Source organism: Tessaracoccus luoxuelianae (assembly GCF_054483915.1).
In genome coordinates, this window is the sequence record NZ_CM137013.1 from 2,139,255 (window position 1) to 2,159,491 (window position 20,237).

General features: G+C 65.4%; 21 protein-coding genes and 1 tRNA gene. 4 read left to right on the forward strand and 18 right to left on the reverse strand.

The features are described from left to right. Window positions 1-16: 16 nt before the first annotated feature. The 5 genes from ACX1D1_RS09690 to ACX1D1_RS09710 form a co-directional block, all read right to left on the reverse strand. Window positions 17-1,195, reverse strand: coding sequence for a restriction endonuclease subunit S (locus ACX1D1_RS09690; RefSeq protein WP_459054414.1), 1,179 nt, complete (start codon window positions 1,193-1,195; stop codon window positions 17-19). Next, window positions 1,192-2,709, reverse strand: coding sequence for a type I restriction-modification system subunit M (locus ACX1D1_RS09695; RefSeq protein ID WP_459054415.1), 1,518 nt, complete (start codon window positions 2,707-2,709; stop codon window positions 1,192-1,194). The genes ACX1D1_RS09690 and ACX1D1_RS09695 overlap by 4 nt, the downstream gene beginning before the upstream one ends. Before the next feature lie 432 nt (window positions 2,710-3,141). After that, window positions 3,142-3,573, reverse strand: a complete 432-nt coding sequence (locus ACX1D1_RS09700; protein WP_459054416.1) for a hypothetical protein — start codon at window positions 3,571-3,573, stop codon at window positions 3,142-3,144. A gap of 717 nt (window positions 3,574-4,290) precedes the next feature. After that, window positions 4,291-6,324 carry a bifunctional DNA primase/polymerase gene (locus ACX1D1_RS09705; RefSeq protein WP_459054417.1) on the reverse strand — a complete coding sequence of 678 codons (2,034 nt, stop codon included), beginning with the start codon at window positions 6,322-6,324 and terminating at the stop codon, window positions 4,291-4,293. Then, window positions 6,321-6,608 (reverse strand): hypothetical protein, encoded by a 288-nt coding sequence (locus tag ACX1D1_RS09710; protein WP_459054418.1) that lies wholly within the window; start codon window positions 6,606-6,608, stop codon window positions 6,321-6,323. The genes ACX1D1_RS09705 and ACX1D1_RS09710 overlap by 4 nt, the downstream gene beginning before the upstream one ends. 488 nt (window positions 6,609-7,096) lie before the next feature. On the opposite strand from ACX1D1_RS09710, the gene ACX1D1_RS09715 reads away from it, so the two are divergent. Both ACX1D1_RS09715 and ACX1D1_RS09720 read left to right on the forward strand, forming a co-directional pair. After that, entirely contained in the window at window positions 7,097-7,579 is a 483-nt protein-coding gene (locus tag ACX1D1_RS09715) for a hypothetical protein (protein ID WP_459054419.1), read from the forward strand. A 152-nt stretch (window positions 7,580-7,731) separates the two neighbouring features. Then, window positions 7,732-8,916, forward strand: coding sequence for a site-specific integrase (locus tag ACX1D1_RS09720; protein WP_459054421.1), 1,185 nt, complete (start codon window positions 7,732-7,734; stop codon window positions 8,914-8,916). A gap of 63 nt (window positions 8,917-8,979) precedes the next feature. Here ACX1D1_RS09720 and ACX1D1_RS09725 read toward each other — a convergent pair whose 3' ends face one another. The 11 genes from ACX1D1_RS09725 to ACX1D1_RS09775 all read right to left on the reverse strand — a co-directional run bounded on the left by ACX1D1_RS09725 (window position 8,980) and on the right by ACX1D1_RS09775 (window position 17,547). Continuing rightward, window positions 8,980-9,729: a hypothetical protein gene (locus tag ACX1D1_RS09725; protein WP_459054422.1), complete on the reverse strand. Its 750-nt coding sequence runs from the start codon at window positions 9,727-9,729 to the stop codon at window positions 8,980-8,982. A 184-nt stretch (window positions 9,730-9,913) separates the two neighbouring features. After that, entirely contained in the window at window positions 9,914-10,456 is a 543-nt protein-coding gene (locus ACX1D1_RS09730) for a DUF6932 family protein (RefSeq protein ID WP_459056575.1), read from the reverse strand. Between the two features lie 409 nt (window positions 10,457-10,865). Beyond that, window positions 10,866-12,311 (reverse strand): terminase TerL endonuclease subunit, encoded by a 1,446-nt coding sequence (locus ACX1D1_RS09735; RefSeq protein ID WP_459054423.1) that lies wholly within the window; start codon window positions 12,309-12,311, stop codon window positions 10,866-10,868. Between the two features lie 60 nt (window positions 12,312-12,371). Next, window positions 12,372-12,659, reverse strand: coding sequence for a hypothetical protein (locus ACX1D1_RS09740; RefSeq protein WP_459054424.1), 288 nt, complete (start codon window positions 12,657-12,659; stop codon window positions 12,372-12,374). A 25-nt stretch (window positions 12,660-12,684) separates the two neighbouring features. Continuing rightward, on the reverse strand, window positions 12,685-13,194 hold the full coding sequence (locus ACX1D1_RS09745) for an HK97 family phage prohead protease (protein WP_459054426.1): 510 nt from the start codon (window positions 13,192-13,194) through the stop codon (window positions 12,685-12,687). Beyond that, window positions 13,187-14,275, reverse strand: coding sequence for a phage portal protein (locus ACX1D1_RS09750; protein ID WP_459054427.1), 1,089 nt, complete (start codon window positions 14,273-14,275; stop codon window positions 13,187-13,189). Before ACX1D1_RS09750 ends, ACX1D1_RS09745 begins: the two co-directional genes overlap by 8 nt. A 2-nt stretch (window positions 14,276-14,277) precedes the next feature. Further along, window positions 14,278-15,426 carry a phage major capsid protein gene (locus ACX1D1_RS09755; RefSeq protein WP_459054429.1) on the reverse strand — a complete coding sequence of 383 codons (1,149 nt, stop codon included), beginning with the start codon at window positions 15,424-15,426 and terminating at the stop codon, window positions 14,278-14,280. Between the two features lie 156 nt (window positions 15,427-15,582). Continuing rightward, a complete protein-coding gene (locus ACX1D1_RS09760; protein ID WP_459054431.1) occupies window positions 15,583-15,903 on the reverse strand; it encodes a hypothetical protein in 321 nt (106 codons plus the stop codon). Between the two features lie 17 nt (window positions 15,904-15,920). After that, window positions 15,921-17,000 (reverse strand): AAA family ATPase, encoded by a 1,080-nt coding sequence (locus ACX1D1_RS09765; protein WP_459054433.1) that lies wholly within the window; start codon window positions 16,998-17,000, stop codon window positions 15,921-15,923. Beyond that, on the reverse strand, window positions 16,994-17,347 hold the full coding sequence (locus ACX1D1_RS09770; protein WP_459054434.1) for a hypothetical protein: 354 nt from the start codon (window positions 17,345-17,347) through the stop codon (window positions 16,994-16,996). The genes ACX1D1_RS09765 and ACX1D1_RS09770 overlap by 7 nt, the downstream gene beginning before the upstream one ends. An 8-nt stretch (window positions 17,348-17,355) precedes the next feature. Continuing rightward, window positions 17,356-17,547 (reverse strand): excisionase family DNA-binding protein, encoded by a 192-nt coding sequence (locus ACX1D1_RS09775; RefSeq protein ID WP_459054435.1) that lies wholly within the window; start codon window positions 17,545-17,547, stop codon window positions 17,356-17,358. A gap of 138 nt (window positions 17,548-17,685) precedes the next feature. Here ACX1D1_RS09775 and ACX1D1_RS09780 point away from each other — a divergent pair, with 138 nt between their 5' ends. Further along, window positions 17,686-18,351 (forward strand): hypothetical protein, encoded by a 666-nt coding sequence (locus tag ACX1D1_RS09780; RefSeq protein WP_459054436.1) that lies wholly within the window; start codon window positions 17,686-17,688, stop codon window positions 18,349-18,351. Then, complete coding sequence (locus ACX1D1_RS09785; RefSeq protein WP_459054437.1) at window positions 18,348-19,496, forward strand: tyrosine-type recombinase/integrase; 1,149 nt, start codon at window positions 18,348-18,350, stop codon at window positions 19,494-19,496. The genes ACX1D1_RS09780 and ACX1D1_RS09785 overlap by 4 nt, the downstream gene beginning before the upstream one ends. A gap of 100 nt (window positions 19,497-19,596) precedes the next feature. On the opposite strand, the gene ACX1D1_RS09790 is transcribed toward ACX1D1_RS09785, so the two are convergent. Together ACX1D1_RS09790 and ACX1D1_RS09795 are read right to left on the reverse strand one after the other, a co-directional pair. Further along, a tRNA-Pro gene (locus ACX1D1_RS09790) sits at window positions 19,597-19,670 on the reverse strand. 134 nt (window positions 19,671-19,804) lie between these two features. Next, window positions 19,805-20,233 (reverse strand): OsmC family peroxiredoxin, encoded by a 429-nt coding sequence (locus ACX1D1_RS09795; RefSeq protein ID WP_459054438.1) that lies wholly within the window; start codon window positions 20,231-20,233, stop codon window positions 19,805-19,807. Window positions 20,234-20,237 lie beyond the last annotated feature (4 nt).

Below are 20,237 nucleotides of genomic sequence, written 5' to 3' on the forward strand. Positions count from 1 at the left end.
GAACCATCCCCTCCGCCTATCCCACCATCGAGGTGTCAGTCGCTACAGCGAATCCAGAATCGTATGCTCTCCCCTGGAGAGCTTTCACCAGCAGTTGCAGAGACCAGTCGGACTCCTCAAGGTCGTCACGATGAGCACTCACCCGCAGGAGCCGATGTTCGAACCTCTCCTGCGCCGCCATCGGAGGAATCGCCAGAGCAATGTCCTTGACGATGCTTGCATTGAGGTTGGGCAACGTCGCGCCAAGAGCACGACGCTCCAACATGCTCTTCACGCTGGGCTGTCGTAGCGCCGCCCACAGGTATATGGGGCTGGCGTACCCAATGCGAGGTCGAACGATGAGGGATCCGGTTCCGCAGAGCATGCCCGCATGTTCTGGCGCGGCGACAGCACAACGGCCCATTTCACCTCGGCGACCCATCACGACGTCGCCCTCTCTGATGCGATAGAGCGTCAACGTGTCGGCCATATCTGAGGGAATGGAGTAGGAGGGATCCGGTGCGATCAAGCCACCCACGATGTGCATCGGATTGATGAGCGGCACACCGCCTTCGACATAATCCTCGCGATGCAGCAGAGAACCGAACGGTCCGATTTGGATGTCCGCGACCTCCCCGAGGCGCATCAGAGGGTAGCTACCATGCTTGACGGGGTCACCGAACATGTCCAGGAAGACAGCCTGTCCTAGGTCGTCGAGGAGGGCGAGGGTCTGACGACGCTTGGTCCGGAGTGCGTCCGCCTGGTCCAGAATCGTCGCAACGCGCCGCTGCTCAGTCAACGATGGCAAAGGGATCTTCGTGGCAAGAAACTCGCCCCGATTGACGTGCTGCATCGTCGCCCCATGGAGGTGGCGTCTCATGTCGTTGAGTGCCCCGGCGAGCATGTAACCGAGGTAGTCCTTCTCGACCAACCCGTCCTTCGGGAGCACCCGGAATATGTGTTGATTGAGCAGCCCGACCTCAGGCCCTGGCCATACGAAAACTCCAAGAGTGGCAGACCAAGAGACCAACAGGTCACCGGGCTGAACGTGCAGTTTTTCCCCAACCGACCTGCTGGTTCGGTTGAAGGGCTTTTCAGGCGAGGTTAGATTCTGGATACGGATGATCGGTGCTCCGGTCTCCCCCCAGTCTCCCGGCTTGAAGGCCACCCCATTGACGAACTCCGCGACTTCGCCAAGTGGAACCGAAGCTGTCATGCGAGCAGCGCCTTTAGGCTAGCCAGACCCCGGACAATGTCGCCTTCGAGCTCTTCGATGTCGGCGATGATGTCCAGCGGTGCCCGGTGCTCCACCTCGTCGTGGACGACCTCCCGGTACCGGTTGAGGGAAAGGTCGTAGCCCTGAGCGGCGATGTCGGCCTTGGGTACGCAGAAGCTCTGTTCGGTCCGGGCACGGTCCCGTTCCGTGGCGGCGCGCTCGTTCCAGCGAGCGAGGGCGTCCGGCAGGTTATTCTTGTTGTGCTCGTCATTGGTGAGGCGAGTGCTCGGATGGCATCCGAGTTGATCCGCAGCCAGCAGGGGTGTGCGCTTGTCGTCCAAGCTCCAGCCGTCGGCCTGGATGTCGTAGAACCACACGTTGTCGGTGCCGCCGCTGTTGGTCTTGGTGAACACCAGGATGGCCGTGGAAACGCCCGCGTACGGGCGGAACACCCCGGAGGGCAGCTTGATGACGGCGTCGAGCTTCTGGTCCTCCACCAGCGATTTCCGCAGGGTCTTATGCGCGTTGCTGGAGCCGAACAGGACCCCATCAGGGACGATGACAGCTGCCCGACCGCCAGGCTTGAGGAGTCGCACGAATCGGGCCAGGAACAGCAGCTCGGTCTTCTTGGTCTTGACCATGGCCAGGAGTGCCTTCGCGGTGGACTCGTAGTCCAGGCTCCCCGCGAAGGGCGGGTTGGCCAGGATCAACGAGTAGGCCCCCTCATCGACACTGGCATCCTCCGACAAGCTGTCCTTGTAGGAGATGTCGGGATTCTCCACACCGTGCATCAGCATGTTCATCGACCCGATCCGCAGCATCGTGGTGTCGAAGTCGTAGCCGTGGAACGTGCTGTGATGGAAGTGACGGCGCTGTTCACCGTCGGTCATCACCGACGGATGCTCCCGACGCAGGTACTCGGCGGCAACGACAAGGAACCCGGCGGTACCGCAGGCCGGGTCGCAGATCTCGTCGGTCGGAGTCGGCGCGGTGAGCTCCACCATGAGCTGGATGATGTGGCGGGGGGTGCGGAACTGCCCGTTCTGCCCGGCGGAGGCGATCTTCGACAGCATGTACTCGTACAGGTCACCGTTGGTGTCCCGGTCGGCCATCGGCACGTCATCGAGCAGGTCGATCACCCGCGCCAGTAGCGCGGGCGTCGGGATGGTGAAGCGGGCGTCCTTCATGTGGTGGCTGTAGGTGGAGCCGTCCGTGCCCAGCCTGCGCAGAAACGGGAAAACCGCCTCACCGACGAGCTTGTGCATCTCGACCGGTTCCAGGTTCTTGAACTGCGACCAGCGCAGGTGATGCTCTCCCAGGCCGAAGACGGGGTTCTCCACCGGGCGGCCCAAGCGGTTGGCCTTCTTCTCGGCAAGCGTCTGGAGATCATCCAGGCGGCGCATGAAGAGCAGGTAGGTGATCTGCTCCATCACCTCCAGCGGATTCGCGATACCGCCAGACCAGAATGCGTCCCACACCCGGTCGATCTTGCTCTTCAGTGCCCCTGTGATCACCCAGGCAGGCTATCGGGTTCCCTCGGCAGGGTTGGGCCTGGCTCGCGGAATCATCGTGGGCGAAGGCCGTCGTCGGTGGGGAGGGCCTAGTCCTGCCCCCGCAGCTGCTTGCGGAGGGCGTCCAGCTTCGGCACGTCCACCAACAGGACGACGGTGTTTGGTGACGCGCCCGGGCCGCTGACACGGAAGGCGTCAGGAGATGGAGGCCGACCATGTAACGGCATGGTCAAAGGGCGCGCGACCCGCCACCCGTCCGGCCTCAGGGAGACTCCAGACCCTTCTAGGCCAGCCCCATGCCCTTGAGGTAGTTCCTTGCCCAAAGCCAGTCGGTAGGTACTCGATCACGATGCGGGGGAGGTGGGACTGGGCCCCGCGACATTGGGCTTTGGAGCATGACGAGCTCGCACTGGTCCGGTCCGCCGGCCTCACCGTTCAGCGCATCTCAAGGAGCCTCTTCACAAGGAGGTCCTTGGCCTCCTGAGGAGTCATGCTGCGCCGTGGCAGCTCATCCTGGCCCTTCCAGCGCACCACGTTTGCCACTAGTTCGGTAGCGCACTTGACGCGCAGCGACAAGGTCGCGTTATCGTCATCTCGCACTTCCGCGAGGAAGGTCAGCGACTTCTCGGCTTCGGACATTGACCTCACAAGCAGCGTATCGACATCGACAGCGCGCCAGCGGTCGCGTTCTGCGCGCAGGGCCGGGTCCTGCATCCGCCTGTAGATGGTTGCCTTGCTCAGCCCTAGAACTTCACCCGCCTCGCCATATGTGTAGCCGCGCGCCAGCAGCCGAACGAGGTGTTGATCGGCCTTCGTCAGTCGAGCCGGCGTCTCGGCGGCGTCGTCATCCGTCGTCATTGTCATCACGCCTGTTCCCCTCCTTCAACTGTGTTGGGGCCGCGTTGCGCCCAACGGTGATGGGCTCGTGGGATTCATTGGTCAGGTAGAACCGGCAGGTACCCCATGACCCGGGCCGGGGTGCGCCCCGGGCGCAGACGGCAGCGTCCAACACGTATCTCATGAACCACAGCCGGCACGTTCTCATCCATGTCCAAGGGGTCACTTCGGTCCTCTCTTTCAATAGAGACGTGGGGCTGATCGGTGCTCCGGTGTGAGGGAAACTGTGATTTGGCCTGCCCGTTACGCGTTTGACTAGGGCATTCAGGCTGAAACCCCTTGTCCGGGCCTCAAGTGCGGGGCCCGTTCTCGGACCCCGAGGGACGTTGGTGGGGCACCCCTCGGTTCGAGGTGCTCCCCCTTCCCCGGCGTCGCGGCAGAGGTCGAGCACCACCCACTGCGCCATCGCGCGGCGCCATCGCGCGGTCGGGCATCCTCCGATGTCCCCCGATCCGGCTCGTGGATTGTCGGGCAGGGGATTTCGTCGCGCCCGCGAGGATGGGGTCCAATGTCGAATGGGTCCGCTTTCGCGCTCCCCGCGTCGCCTTCTGGTGGCTCCGGGCTCCCGGGCTCCGTCTGGTGCCTCACTGGTGCCCCACTGGGGCCCGGCACCGGTCGGTTTGCCTGGTGCCCGGTGCCCCTCCCTATAGGGGCACCGGTCCAGACACCGAATCACTCCGGTTGCGCTCATGTGACTGGTGCCCCCGGATCGGTGGCCTCAGTGAACGGCCTTACGCTGGTATACACGGTCGAGCCCCGAACGCCCAGCGATGCGCGCATGTATCCTTCCGCCACCAGCAGGTTGGCCGCCGCGATCACCGCGCGCTCCTTGCCGGACACGTTCGCGCGAATCTGCCGAGCGGTGCGATCCGCATCGCCCGGATGGTCCTGAACGTAACGGCTCACCCGCTCCATGAGCAGGGTCGGGCGGAAGGGCGTGGGGCCACCCGCGTCACCGACCGGCAGGAGGGTCAGGTTCACCACGTGCAGACTCGCACCAGCAGCCTCGGCGGCGGTGTCGGCGTCATCGGCCCGCAGATCCATCACTGGGTCAACGTGCAGCTCCGCCACGGTCTGGCTGAGCCGGTAGTTGCCGCCCCGGTCCTTCGCGCACAGAAGCTTGGCGAAGCCCGGCACGCCCCGCGAGAAGGGGCGCACCGTCTTCTGCATGTACTGGGCCCCGTCGATGGCGGCGCGCTTGCGCTGGGAGCCGATGGGCCAGAGTCCGCCGCCATCATCCGACTTCGGCACGTGATCGAGCACCACGACGGCGGGCTCGGATTGGTGGGCGGCCACGCGACGCGCCAGCATCCTGAACCAGCGGGCCACCTCATCGTCGGCATTGGGATTGGCGCCCTCCAAAGAGAGACCTTCGCCCGTGGAGTCGATGACTACGAGCGAGGGACGAACAGCGTCAAGGGTCGCCCACAGTGCTGCCCGGGCCGTCTCCCCTAGACGTTCCTGAGGTGACACATAAGCAAGGTGCCTGCTGATGAGGTAAGGCGGTACCCCCATCTCGAGGAATCGCCCCACGATGCCGACGAGGGAGTCCTCAAGGTCGATATAGACAACCGAGTTTCCTAAGGCGAACTCCTGAGCGGCCGCGACGAGGACGGTCCACGTCTTGCCTGCCCCGGACTCCCCCGCAACACCGTTGACCCTTCCGCGATAGAACAAGGCGGCCTCCACACCCTGCAGCAAGCCAACCGTCGGCACGGGGCGAGGATCGCCACCAGCGACCAGCGCCTTCACCACGGACGAGACGTCCACCGGCCACCACGAGGAGGCCGGCCTCTCCATCTCACCACCAGGTACGGCGAGCCCTAGAGCGTCACGAATGGCATCGGCGGCACGCTTCGCACACTCGACTACCCCGTTAGGATTCGGGTCCGTCAGGAGCGCAGCCAGGGCCGTCCACCCGGTCACGGCCTCGTCGCGGGACAGTCGCATCACTGTCGTCGGAACAGACTCCACGACGCGAGCGTCGGCTCCATCGGCATCATTGGTGACGATGGCCAGGGCCCGGATCACCTTCTCCGCGAGCTGGACCAGCTCGGCGGAATCATGGTTGCAGCGAAGCAGGGCTCCGGCCAGGGCTAGGTAGGCATCGTGACGAGCACCCGGCCCCGGCCACGCCTCCGCCAGAATCGAGACCAAGGCGATGGCGGAAACACGAGAGCGAAGCTCAACTCCGCTCACCGCAGCGGCGGCGTCCCAGTCACCCACAACCTTCTCTGAAGCTGCTCCGCTCCATTCCAGCGGCTCTCCGCTGGGATGAATCGACGGGGGGATCACCGTCTGGTGACCGGAGTCGGCGCGCAGCTCAACCACCGTCGAGCCGTCGGGGCCGGTGAACTTCAAGTACGGCAATTCTTTGCAGTCAGTCAGCCGAAACCACCAGTGAGAATCAGCCGACGACTTCCTGCCGTGCTTCAGCCCCGTCGGCGACAGCAGCATCGGCGCGGCCCGGCGAGCCATCGGCTTGTCGAGATCGACGTCTGCCAGCCCGTCTCCGAGCCGTAAGCCGACGCCACTGCCATCGACCATCGAGGAGAACATCTTCTGGACGTCGGCGGCGTCCAGGTACGTGGTCTGACGCCAACCCGACTGGGCCGGGCGCTTGCTGCCGGGGGCAACTGGCAGCGGCACGCGGCCCTCGGCGTGTAGTCCGAGTGCCGCCACCATTACGGGCGACTCCGAGCTGAGCGTGGCGGCGGTCATGGCTGCATCGCCGCCAACACACCGGTTTGCAGCGAATGCGAAATGACCGCGAGCTGAGCATCGTTCACCAGATCGATCCGCCCCTCGTTCGGTGGCGCCCTTCTGACGAGGGTGGGATCGAAGATCGTCTCGGTCGCTTCGGCGCGCCGCTTCTGCCAGCGTGTGTACCTGCCGGGGGCGTCGTCGCCGTACGCCCGCTCACGCGGGTCAGTTCCCCTCGATGTAGCTGGAACCGCCGCCCCCATCTGAGCGGAAGGGCGGCAGCTGTTGCTGTTCCTGAACATAGGAGTCTCCTAGAGCGTTGCTTCTGTGCAGCAGCTCCGGGCCCTTCTGCCACCGCGAGCGAGCCTGAAAATGTGCGTGCTAGAGGTCTCCTACGAGCTTCCGAAGCGCCGGAACGGGCACGCGGACGCGGCCGCCGAATCGGAGGGTCGGAAGGCCATCGTTCTTGGCGAGCTGGTAGGCGTGCCATCGGCTAAGCCCCAGCAAACCCGCAGCGCTCGGCTCAGTCGCGGACCACACAGGGAGGGTCGCTAGGTGCCTGATTTCGTCCAACGTGGTGATCCGCGCCGGGGGCGGGTTGGTGGTCGCAGTCGGCATGCCATGCTCCTTGTGTGAGTTCGTTGCGCGTGGTTACACCCACAGGGTACGCGTCTTGGGCAGAGTTCCTTGGTCTGATAAACTAGGGAATGTGAAGCCAAAACATCGTAGTTGGTCGGCAGTCCCGTGGAACCGGCAGGAGTGGATCGTCCCGTCACACAATGGACCCCCCATGGATGCGCTCGTCCGGGGTGCAGAGGTGAGCGATCCTGACGCGGGTGTCGCCTACCGAGTGACCATCCGACGTAGCGCGGAGGGTCCCGTCCTCCGAACGCTCGAGATCGAGCCCCGAAATGGCCAACCCATCGACCCTGCGACCCTTCGCCGGGTCCCGGTCGCGACGCTGGCGCAGTACGTCCATGAGTTCTTGATCCTCCTAGAGGAGACGAACGGCGCGGGAGAACTCTTGATGTTCGTGGGGCCAGGAGGTGTCCTTCTCCCCCAAGAGAAGACAAGCCTCAACGCAGAGACCGTCGCCGAGCTACTGCGCCAAGGCCACACACGGCACACGATCGCTGCGAAGGGGTACGCCCTCAGCACGGCCGATGAATGGATCAGGAAAGCTCGCGCCGAGTACGCCGATGATCCGTCGGTCCCGAAGGCCAAGCGGGGCCCGAGGCCCAAGACGAGCAGGTCAAAGGAAGGAAGACAGTGATGAGTCCCTCAGGAAATCGAATCGCACTACCCGACAATCCGCAGCGCGTCTGCGCCTCGTGCGGCGTCGAGCGGCGCAACGTCAGGCGCGGATGGGAGCCCATCACCCGTGCCGGGCTCGTTGTCGGCTGGACGTGCGGGGGGTGCCCGAACGTGAGCGAGCCAATTCGACGTGTCGAGACCAAGGTGGGCGGCGTCCGATTCCGCGTTGTCATGGACACCACCGCCACGGGTGGAAAGCGGCGGCAAGTGACCATGACCTTGAGCACCTTGGAGGAGGCCCGCGCGCGCGTCGAGGAAGTGCGCTCCATCATCGCCAGGGAAGGTCAGTACGCTCCGGTCCCTGCCGATTCTCTAGAGTCGCTCGCAGGCCGCTGGCTGGCCTCCCGAGTCGATGTTCGGGCGATCACAGTCGAGGGATACCGGGGCGCGCTCGCGCCCGTCCTGAGACGGTTGGGGGGCCGGCGAGCCGAGTCCTTGACCCCCGCTGATATGCGTGATCTTGTGTCATGGCTTTCGGGGGGCGGGGGGCGGATCTCCGCCTCACACCCGGAAGGCCGTCCGTTGAGCCCTCGGTCCGTCCGCGCAGCGCTCGTAGCGCTCGGGCAGGTGCTCGATATGGGTGTGGCCGATGGCACCCTAACCCGGAACGTGGCCCGGGGAGTCAAGAGGCCCCGGCAGGCGACTAAGCTCGGCCGGGATCTCGAGCACTGGCAGCCGTCGGTGCTCCCCAAGTTCAGGGCGTTCACCGACCGAGATGGATTAGCGGCGGCGTGGCGGCTTACCCTCTCCGGGCTCACCCGGGCGGATGTGTTGGGCCTCCGATGGTCGGATATCGACCTTGAGGCCGGGACAGTCACGGTTGCGCAGGGGCGTGTGCAGCTACAGGATGGCGGTCAGCGCTCACACGTCGATGAGCCCAAGAGTGCGCAACGGCGGAGGACAGTTCCGGTTGAGGTGATCCACCCCGGCACAGTCGTACTCCTCAAGGCCCTCCGCAGGCAGCAGGCGGCCGACAAGCTGAGGGCGGGCGAGGTCTACATCGATTCGGGTTTCGTGGCAGTTGACGCGCTCGGCCGGCCGGTGCGCCCCGAGTGGTACTCGGACAGGTTTCACGCCTTATGCAGTCAGGCGGGCGTACCAGTGATCCGGCTGCACTCGGTGCGCCACTCATTGGCGTTCTGGCTTCACTCGGTGGGAGTCGCCCCCGCCGATGCGGCAGCGCTGCTCGGTCACACCGTCGAGGTACACCTCAGCACGTACCTCCCAGACTCAGGCTCAGCGGGCATCGCCGCCGCAGCTCGCGCGTTGGGTCGGGCGGTTGCAGCGGCAGAGTGATAGCTGCCGCTGCGCCAGCGCTCGAAAGCAAACCGTACCCGGATCGCCCGGTGGACCGGTGTCTCAGCCTGGAGGGAGTTGTCGCGTTGGGTCGGCGAGGCGAGCCTCAAGGATTCGGTAGGTGACCTTCTCTATGCCTGATGCGAGCAGCCATTCTGTGTGACGTTCAGCGACAATCTCGACCTGCTGAGCCAGCCACTTGCCCAACTGGATCCCAGTGTCCGGATCTGCCTTTAGCTTGACCGTCGAGTTGTCACCAAGTGTGAGTTTCACGGAATCCACGTCGCTCGATGTGTTCAGGTGACCGACGAGCGTCACATTCTTGTCGTCCTTTCGATTGCGATCAACCGCCTCGCGCAGAACCATGCAACCACGTTCACCCAAGCTCGCGCGGCGCCTGTGGCCTGATGCGAGCGAGTGACTCAGTGCGAGCTGATACTCGTTGGCTTCGAGGGCGGTCACCAACTTCGCCAGGTGCGACGCCGTGCGTGCGCCCAAGGGCCGCACCTGTTCAACCACAGCGCCAATGCTCTCGGCGCTGTCCCTCTCCGCCTCGCCTAGCACTTCGAGGAGACGATTCACCGACATCTCCGCGAGGGAGCCGCTCTCCTTGGACTCAACCAGCGTTTCGGTCCCCTCGCGATCCAAATGGAAGACGACCGACCCCGGCCACGCGTTGGTAGTGACACAGAAGCGCGTTGCCTTCTTGACGCCTCCGCTAGGAGTCTTTGACTTCCCCTCCCGGATGAGCGCCGAGCCGATGTTCGTCACGAGACCTTGCACCGCGTGCAGGATCGCGGTCATCGACTCCACCGGAAGACGATGGTCGTCAAGCGTTTGCCCAGCCACGTGGATGAAGAGGTCTGTCCGTGGTCTGGGCGCGGCGCCCCTTACCCAAGAGGTGTGCGCGGCTTGGTCCGCGACATCCCATTCCCATTCCTCGACAGGGGGGTCTCCAGCGCTCTCTAGGATCGAGGCGCGTAAAGCGGCGATGCGCTCAGCAGGAGTAGTCATTGACCATCAACTCCAGGTATCCCCGTCGGGGGATCGAGTCTTCGCGAACGGGCGGGTCCGACTTCATGCCTGTGCGGATGCGGCACCAAAAGTCATCCCAGTACCCCCTCCAGTTGGTGTACTGCCGATGTCCCGGTGCGTCGTAGTTCCATTCTGCGATTGGTCGCCACCGGAGAATGAACGAGTCCAGGCGAAGGCCATGACTCCGTTCCTGGAACGCGTTCACCACTTGCCGGTCTGCATCCGTCCGATGCGTCAAGTCAGTGTTGTTGACGACGAACACCGCATCAATATCACTTGGGTCGATCTTGTTCGAGAAGAACGACCCCCCTAGCCAAACGGCGTGCACAAGGACCGCACCCGACAACAAGCCGAGCCCAGACTCGAACTCATCCCAGAGCTCCTTACGCGTCGTGGATGTAGCGAACTCGGGGGCAGTGACGAAGGCGGCCTCAATCTCGTCCTTTGTCGCGCGGTGACGCCCGATGGGCGGAACGCCCGTAGCCACGTCTAGCAGTGTCACCATCACTCCCTCGTGCTTCCCGTGCTCCGAGACTATACGGCCCCCCTCCGACAGAAGCCGGAGGCCCGACTATCCACGCTTCTCGGGTGGCGAGCTGCTTGCCCACTTGTGAGAGCTCCCTGTGAGAGGCCACAGAGAAGCCCCTTCCCGGTGATAGTCGAGAAGGGGCTTCGTTCCTGCAAGATGCCTTGTGGGCAACACATATGCGGCCAACCTCACACGGTCGGGCTGACAGGATTTGAACCTGCGACCCCTTGACCCCCAGCCATCGGCAGCCGGTCCGCGATGATCCGCTGATGACCGACTCCCCTAGTCAGAAGCCGTTACGGACGACCGAGGATATCGGCGGACAAACGCAAAAGGTGTGCGGAATGGTGTGCGGAATCCGCGACCCCTTGACCGAATCTAACTGTCAGACGAGGAACATCATCGGTTCGACGGTCTCCGTTGCTGCGGCTCTTTCGTGGGCCATGACTGCGGCGACGGCGAGGTCGATCCTGCGGGCAGAGGTCTTGTGTTCCTTGACGATCCGGGTTCCTCGGCTGTCGGTCTTCACGATCGCGTTGCAGACGTGGCGGGCGAGGTCGGGGTCGCCGGAGTGGGTCAGGGCTTGGTTCTGGACGGCCTCGAAGAAGCGGGTCGTCGCGGGGGTCATGCGGGCGGGGGTCTGTGGGAACTCGACGATCGGGAGCCCTTCGGCCTCCAGGACTTGGTAGGTGCGTGCCCAGCGGAACGGGTCGCAGACGATCTCGCGGACCTGCCAGCGGCGACAGGCGGCGCGGATCGTCTCCTCGACGTCGAGGATCGGGACTTGCCACTCCGGGCGGGCTCCGTCAGGTCGCTCCCAGACATGGACGACGTCGATGTGAGGAAGGTCCGCGATCGTGCAGACGACCAGTGCGGTCGCGTCTCCGTTGAAGGAGCCGTCGAAGCCGAGGATGACCTCGGTACCGTCGGGGATCTCGCGGGCGGCCTCGCATGCGCCCCAGGCCGGACGGGGCATCCATGCGTTGTCGTCCTGGACCCACTGGCCGAGGCGGTAGCGGCGGAAGCTGGCGTCGCGGGAGGTCTTCAGGGTGGCTCTGAGTGCGTCGCGGTGAAGGAAGTCGTCGAGGGCCGGGTTCGCGATCGCCCACCCCTCCTCGTCGTCGAGCCTGCAGCCGGCCGGCGCTGCGAACTCGCGGAAGAAGAAGGCGGGGTCGGTGCCTTCGCGGCCGTGACCGACGAGCCTCCACATGATCGAGTCAGCGTCGCCTGCAGGGGTCGAGATCGCCAGCACCAGGGAGCGGTCGCGCTTGCCTGACGCGAGGGAGATCGCCTCCCAGACCGACTCGGTGACGACGTGCAGCTCGTCGACGATCGCGAGGCTCGGATCGTAGCCTTGCAGGGCTCCGGGCTCGGCTGGGAGCGGGTAGAGGGTGGAGTCGGTCTCGGGGACGTACAGGCGGTTCTGGAAGATCTGAGTTTGCTCGAGGAGGCGAGGTTCGAGCTCGACCATGCGTCGGGCGGCGTTGAAGACGATCCGGGCTTGTCGCTCGTCGGAGGCGACGCATAGGACCTGGGCTCCCTCGACCCCGTCGGCGAACAGACCGTACAGGCCGAGGGCCGCGGCGAGGGTGGACTTGCCGTTGCCCCTGGGCAGGCTCAGCAGGCCCTGACGCGGTCGCTGATCGCCGAAGAGCGCCTCGATGATCTCTCGTTGCCAGGGGCGAAGCCGTAGCCTCCTGCGGGCTCCTGTGCCCTTGGGGACGAAGAGGAAGGTCTCACAGAAGGCGATGACGCGGGCAGCTCCGGACTTCGGGAGGCAGGAGAGGTCGAGGGGGCCTGCGGTGATCGCCGCCTTCGGTCCTGCCCTCACCTCACATACCCCCGGGGGTATGTAACTGAAACTTCGACTGTGTGGGTCATCTGGATGCGCCTAGTCAAAGAATCGGCGGAGCTTGCCGCGTCGGTTGTTGCATCCTCGGCAGACGACCTCGACGTCGTCGAGGCTGTGGGCAGGCCAGTGCAGGTGGTCGACAGTGAGGTCGTCCTCGGCTCCGCAGTCGGTGCACCAGGGCTGGATCTCGCGGGCCTGCAGGGACAGGGCTTGCCACGAGGAGCCGTAGCCGCGTGCTGTGGTGCCGGGTCGTGCGTGGTCAGGGCAGCGTGAGCCGGACCTGACGAGCTGCGGGCAGCCGGGCTGGATGCAGGGTCGAGGGGCCATGGTCAGCGCCTCCGAAGCTGGATCGTCATCGAGGCCTTCTGGCGAGAGCGAGCCGAGGCCGGGCGAGGAGCTGGTCGTCGAGGCTGCGGACCGCTTCGACACGGGCTCCGGGGTAGGCGGGGACGCCGACGACGGAGATCTCGGCGAGGCGTGCTCGGACGCGGACGACCTGGGTCCGGTCTGCGTTCCAGCGGTCCTCGGTGGGGACGAAGCCGACGGACAGACCGAGGGGGACGCCGGCCCGGGCGAGGGCCAGGACCTCCTGTCCCTTCCCGCTGTCGGCGACGACGAAGGTCCCGATCAGGCCTCGGTCTTCTTCGGTGAGGTCGACGACGCGGCCGATCGGAAGCTCGGCGTGGGCATGGGCGGCGAGCAGCGGGATCTGGTCGATCTCGACCCCGTCGAAGGCTCCGCGGGCGAAGCTCTCGAAGTAGCGTCCGACGCGGGTCTGGACGCCGTAGGGGACGACGACCCCGACGAGGGTCTTCGCGTCCTCGCGGAGTTCGAGGCCGGAGATCAGTCGGGTCTCAGTCATGGGTCGGTCCTTCGATGGGTGGGAGGTTCTCCAGGGCGCGGACCTCGTCGATCGTGAGGAAGCCGCTGTCGAGTGCGATCTTGTGGGCGGCGTAGCGCTCCGAGGTGGTGGCGCGAAGGAGTGCGTCGGGGTTGAACTTGACGTAGTGGGCACGCGGGAGCAGCTTCGAGAGCGAAGCTTCCAGGCGGACCAGCCACGGCGCGACGCTGTAGCGCATGAAGTCCAGGGCGCGGGCCTCGGTGTTGCTGTAGGTGAGCGAGCCTCCCGAGTCGCCTCCGATCATCTCGGCGGGGACCCCGAAGATCCTCGCGATCTGCGACACGCTGAAGCGCTGCGTCTCGATGAACTGAGACTCCTCGGGGACGACGCTGATCGGTTGGAAGGACAGGCCCTTCGACAGGACGGCGACCCTATGCCGGCCCTCGTGCAGGGAGCGCCAGCGAGCGCCGATCGACTCGGCGGCGTCGGGGGTCAGGTTGACGTCGGCCTGCAGGACGCCGGAGGGGATCGAGCCACCCCCGAAGAACTGTGCCCCGAACTTCTCCGCGGCGATCCCGAGTCCGATCGACTGGCGGGCGTACTCGACCGGGGACAGGCCCGCGACCTGACCGGCGACAGGGTAGGCCCGGCAGTGCCAGACGTCTTCGGCGTCGAAGGCGACCCCGGCGATCCGGTACGTCGTGACCCCGTCGACGCGAGCGATCTGGACCTTGTCGGGGTCGACCAGCTCGATCTGCGACGGAAGCAGAGTCGCTCCGCTGCGGGCGGTGATCAGACCAAAGGCGTTCCCGCGCAGCAGCAACGAGACCATGACCGAGTAGAGCCAGTCATGCCGGGGTTGGCCGGCCGCGGGCTCGACCAGCAGCGGCGGAGTGGTGATCGGCTTCCCATCGCGGTACACGTCGAGCGGGAGTGTGCTGATCGTGTCGGCGAGCAGCCGGACGCACGACCAGACCGCGGACAGCCGCATGGCCTGATCGGGGGTCACGGCGACGCCGGAGTCTGTGGCCGCACCGGGGGCGAGGAACGCGGCCTCGAAGCCGCGTCCCTCCACTCCCAGCAGGCGTGAGAAGAAGCTCACGATCAGGCCCGGACACCCTGGATGCGGACGATCCCAGCAGCGTGCGCTGCGACGACGTCGGCGCGCATGATCGCTCGCAGCTCGGACTGGTCAGAGTTGAACAGTCGGCTCCGGTCGACCTCGACGCGGACATCCTCACGGATGACGGCGACCAGCGAGGCGGGGTCGAAGACGTAGATCGAGGAGCAGTCGGCGTTCGCTCCCTTGGTCTCGGTGATCGAGAGCTGCGAGGAGAGGTAGACCGGGCGGCCGAAGATCTGCCGAGGAGCCGACGCGGTCGCGTCGCTCAGGAGCGGCTTGTTCGAGCCGGCCGCGAGGTCCTTCAGCTTCAGCAGGGTTCCCCAGGTGCGGGGATGCATGGCGATGACCGGATCGCCGGAGTTCGCCGACAGGAGGGTTCCGATCGCGCCCGCGATCGTGTCCAGGTTGGCCGGGACGGAGCCGTCGACACCGAGGGACGAGTCGAGGGTGATCCCGACGACGTTCTTCAGTCCGCGGATCTCGGGGGCCACGCCGGAGCCCTCGAAGAAGCCGAGGTCGAAGGACAGACCGACCGAGCGCACCAGGCCCGCGGATACGGCGTCCAGGAGTGACGGGTTCGAGTCGGAGATCGCCTCGTTGCTGACGGCCTGCAGCGCGGCGAGCTTGCGGACGGTCGCGGTGATGCTCGACGCGGCGGCGTCGGTGCTCACGATCGCGTCGCCTTCAGCGGTCCAGGCCGAGGTCGTGTCGGTCGTCCAGGTGGGGATCACCAGCGAGTCGCGGGTCGTGCGGACGACGCGAACACCGGCCTTCAGCGCGATCGACTGGGCGGACAGCTTGTCGATGAAGTAGCTCGCGTACTCCGACGGCGAGAAGCTCGACGGGGTGCCCGTGGTCAGGGCGCGGATCTCGGTCGCGAGGAGTTCGCCTCCGCGGTTCTCGATCGTCGAAGAGGCACGGACGGTCGCGGCGCGAAGCTCGCGGACCTGATCGGAGAGGAGTTCCTCGATCCGATCGTCGAGGTCGCGCAGCTCGGCGACGCGGGCCTGGTGCTCGGTGCTCTCGTCGGAGGACAGGTCGCGGGCCTCGTCGGCGGCGCGGGTGAGGATGGAATCGACGGCGGCGCGGGTCTCGGTGCGCTTCGCTCGGAGGGTGTCGATCAGGGACATGCGGGGCAGCTCTCTACTAGAGGTTGCCGCCTCACAGAGAGCATAGCACAATACCCCTGGGGGTATACAGGAGACCCCGCCCACAAGGGACGGGGTCTCCGGGGGCGACAGCAGGATCGAGGCGGCAGACTCACCCTGCGGTCGCGGTCTGTGGGGTCAGGCTCCGTTGAGCAACTCGGCGAGTTGGCTGTCCTCGTCGTCGAGGCCGAGCCGGGACGCGTGGATCTTCGCCAGCGGCGCGTAACCCTCGGCGGTGCCGATGCTGACGACGTAGTTCAGACCGTCGTCGAGGAAGTGGCTGGAGATGTTGAGCAGCCGATCAGCGAGGGCCTGAATGAAGCCTTCGAAGGTGCAGCCGATCTCACGGTCGAGCGACTCGCGGACGTGCTCGGACTGACGGGCGACCGCGTCCAGGTAGCAGCGGTGAGCGACCTTCCACGCCGGGTGATCGAGGGACATGTTGGGGGTCTGGATCATGGGAGTCCTTCCGAGGGTCAGGCGACGACAGGGGGATAAGTGGGGGTGTCCGGTGTGTCCGATGTGTCCGGTCCGTCGAACTCAAACCGGACACTCCGGACACTCCGGACAGGCATATAGAGACCTGGCTTCGGCCTGTCGAGCCGACTCGACTCGAAGGCGCGCCTGAGATAGCGACCGGCGTCGTCCTTGGTCATATGGAGGGCAGCCGCGACCTCCTCGGCCCGGACCCCTCCGCGCTGGCCGTTGACGTAGGCGACGAGCTCCGCCATGCGATCACCGAGGCCGGCGGTCTGCTGACTGGTGCCTGCAGCCTCCGCGGCCTCGGCGAGCGTGGTCCCGAGAAGACTCCAGCGACCGGAGTCGTCGAGGGTCAGACCGTAGCTTCCTTCCCTGGCGTCGCGGGAGGTGACGTTGAGGATCGCCGAGGACTCCTCCCTGTCGCGTCGGAGGACCATGATCGTGTCGGCTGCGCCTGCGATCCCGTTGGTCCCAGAGACGGCCTCCAGGAAGTCTGCGGTGTCCGCCTTCCGGGTGTGGTGAATGGCGATCAGGGACGATCCGGGGACTCGGTCGACGACGCTCTTCAGGGCTCCCGTCACGCGGTAGTCGCGCCCGTACTGGGTTTCGTTGGGCATGGCAGGCGGCATGGACTTGCCCAGCGTGTCGAGCATGACCATCGGATGATCGGCGGCGTAGGTCTCGACAAACTCGGAGATCGTGGCCAGAGTTCGGCCCGGCTGCAACTCCGTGATGAAGTGCAGCCGCGAGGGCGGCTCGGTCACTCCGAGAGATCGCAGTCGACCCTGCAGTCGCGTCCTGCCGTCCTCCAGGGCGAGGTACAGGACAGGCCGCTGATCGACTTCGAGCTGATCGAAGGCGAAGCCACCACCAGCAGCCGCGACGCCGAGTCCAAGCGCCATCCAGGACTTCCCGATCTTCGGAGCTGCGACCAGCAGCGACAGGCCCTCGGGAATCAGTCCGGGGACCACGTACTCCACTGGAGGGAAGCTCTGCGCCATGAGCCAGTCCGCCGAGAACATGCCATGCAGAAGCGAGGGCGGCGACTCCTCCTCGTCGAAGTCGCGACTCACCACTGGGCACTCCTGAGTGCCTGGATCCAGGCCCCGGACGTCGCGGCGTCGTCGCACTCGACCGTGATCGAGCCGAGATGACCGCACTCCTCGCGGACCCACACGACCCCCGGCCACGGTGGGCGCTGGCCCTCGGCGACGAGGAGGACGACGTCCACTCCCCTGGGAGCCCAAGAAAGCGACTGCAGACGACGAGTGACCCGCTGGTCGTGGTCCTCGCGGGAGTAGCGGACGAAGAGCTTCGACAGATCGAGACGCACTCGTCCGAAGACCGCTTCAGGCGCTAGAATGGGCTTGGAATTGTGGTTCTCCTGAATCGCCTCGACCTGCCAGTCGGGGCGATTCTTCATGTCCTGGGTCATCGCGCCGAGGCCTCCGTGAGGCTTGCGACGTAGCGCTGAAGCTCCGTCTCGGCGATCAGTGAGCGCCTGCCGATCTTGATCACCCGTAGGCGGCCGGCGGCGATCTCCTCGTAACCCTTCGATCGTCCGATGCCCAGCCGGTTGAAGGAGTCGGTGAGCGAGTGAAGCAGCGGGAGCGTTTCTGCCATGAGTCCTCCTCGGGACCTTGTGTCTTGTGCGATCCGTCGGCGTCCGCCGTGATCTATTGCTAGTTTCGCGTATCCGTGCAACACTTTCCACGTAAGTACGAACCGAGCGGTTGCGCGGTTTCAAGGAAGTGAGGGGCCATGAACGACGACTCGCGTTCGATCAGGGAGCTGTTGCTGGACAAACGCATGGAAGAGGCGGGGCGCGCATCCAACCAGCTCCCCGGCCTCCCCCAGGGCGTGGCCGCGTGGCATGCAAACATCCCGATGGGTGGCGGGAAGTACAAAGTGCTCGACGGGAACGTCTATCCCGAACGCTTCCAGGTGACCTACATCGGGCCGAGTTTCGGCTCGGTCACCATGTCGTTCAGGTGGGACGAGGACCGTCTGGTGTGCCACGGCTGCGAGTTTGCGTCCACCGAGTTGCACACCGAGCTGCGAGCGCGCGATCTCCGTGAGTTCCCCTTCCACGCGCTCTTCGAGGACGCGATCACGCGGGTCGCGCTGGCCGAGGGCCATTGGGCGATGGCAGCCATTGGACCCTTGCCCAGTGAGGCGTCCACCTTCCCGGCGCCACGGGACAGGGTCCTTCCGTCTGTCAACAGGCGGCGCCAGAAGGTAACTTTCGAGAGCCTCCAGCGGGTCGCCGAGATCGTCCGGGCACACCCGAAGGCCTCGTTCGAGCGCGCCGACGCGACGGCGAGCAGGGAAGCCTATGCGGCGATCTGCGACGAGTTCGACCTCGGCTCGATCCGAACCGCCCAACTATGGGTCAAGCGTGCGAAGGATAAGGGGCTCCTGAAATGACGACCGCGGCTAGGCGAGGCAACCACGAGGGCTCGAAGCCCATCCAGCGCAAGGACGGCCGTTGGCAGATCGCGCTGCGGTACATCGACGCGGAGGGACTCTCGAAGAGGACGACGGTAACAGGGAAGACTCAGAAGGAGGTCAGGGACCGGGCGAAGGAGGTTCGCCAGCGACTCGACAAGAATCAGCCGCCCAAGGACGCGAAGGTGACGGTCGCGGCGTTCACTCGAGAGTGGATTGAGTCGACCCTCGAAGCGTCCGAGCGCAAGGAGTCCACCAAGTCGCTCTATCGCACGCTGGCGACGAAGCACATCGCCGGCAACAAGCTGGGTACGGTCCCCCTCGATCGAATGACTCCTCGTCGGATCGAGGCGTGGGTCGCGGATCTCCGTCGATCCGGTCTTTCCCAGTCGTCGATCCGGTCGATCTATACCGTCCTGCGAGCGATCCTCGACACTGCGGTTCGCGACCGGGTGATCGCAGAGAATCCGGCGGCAGTGGTGACGCGACCCAAGGTCGAGCATCATGAAGCGGCGTATCTGACCCCCGACCAGGCGAAGGCACTCCTCGCAGCCTCGGACTCGACGAGGTACCGACCCTTGTTTGAGCTGATGGTGAACACCGGGCTGCGACGGGGCGAGGCCCTCGCGCTGACGTGGGACAGGGTCGACGAGAAGAAGGACCTTCTGAAGGTCGCGGGGACCCTGGCAAGGGTCGGCGGCGACCTGGTCGTGACCGAGCCGAAGACCCAGAAGTCGCGCCGGGTTGTCCCGATGTCGGCGACCGTGCAGGAGCTGATGCGCCAACTACGGCAGCGACAGCGCCTCGAACGTCTTCAGGCGGGCTCACAGTGGCAGCAGACCGACTATGTCTTCACGACTGAGTTCGGACAGCCCAGCGACCCGCGCAACGCGCTGAGAGCCTTGAAGGCGTCCGCAAAGAAGGCCGGACTCCCCTCGACCGTCGGCCTCCACACGCTGCGACACTCCGCGGCCTCGGTGATGTTGAGCAACGGCGTTCCGCTGAAGGTCGTGTCGGAGATCCTGGGCCACTCCTCGATCTCGATCACTGGTGACGTCTACGGGCACGTATCGCCGGAGGTCGCGACGGACGCTCTCGCGACGCTCGGAGCAGCGCTCTCCTGACAAAAGGTGTGCGGAAAAGGTGTGCAGGGCCTGAACAGAACGACGAGAGCCGCCTTCGGATTACCTCCGAAAGCGGCTCTCACTACGTCTTATTCACTTGTCGGGCTGACAGGATTTGAACCTGCGACCCCTTGACCCCCAGTCAAGTGCGCTACCAAGCTGCGCTACAGCCCGCCGTCGCCATCTCTGGCAACTCGCACAGCTTAGCGACTTTGCCGGGACTTGGCACATCGGCCCATCCTGTCAGTTCCGATGCGACGGGCAGCCGTCAGGGATGACGGCTGCCCGCTCGCCTCAAGCAGCCCAGCTCACTCCTCGAAACTGCCCTCCATCGTGATCGCGACACCGGCCAGCGCCTTGGACACGGGGCATTCGGCCTTGGCCGTCGCCGCGAATGAGAGGAACTCGTCCGCAGTCAGCCCGGGCACCCGCCCGACGACCGTGATGTGGCTGCCGGTGATGCCCGTCCCCGGCACGAACGTCACGTCGGCCTTCGTATCCAGGGACGCCGGGGGCGTGTCGTTCTTGGCCAGGATGTTCGACAGCGCCATCGAGAAGCACGTGGCGTGTGCGGCTGCGATGAGCTCTTCTGGGTTGGTGGTCCCTGGGCCAGACTCCGCGCGAGCGCCCCATGCGACGTCGAACGTCGCGAGGCCGGAAGTCACCAATTCGACCTGTCCAGAGCCTTCGAAGAGGCTGCCTTCCCAATGTGCCTGCGCGGTGCTGGTGGTTGCCATGATG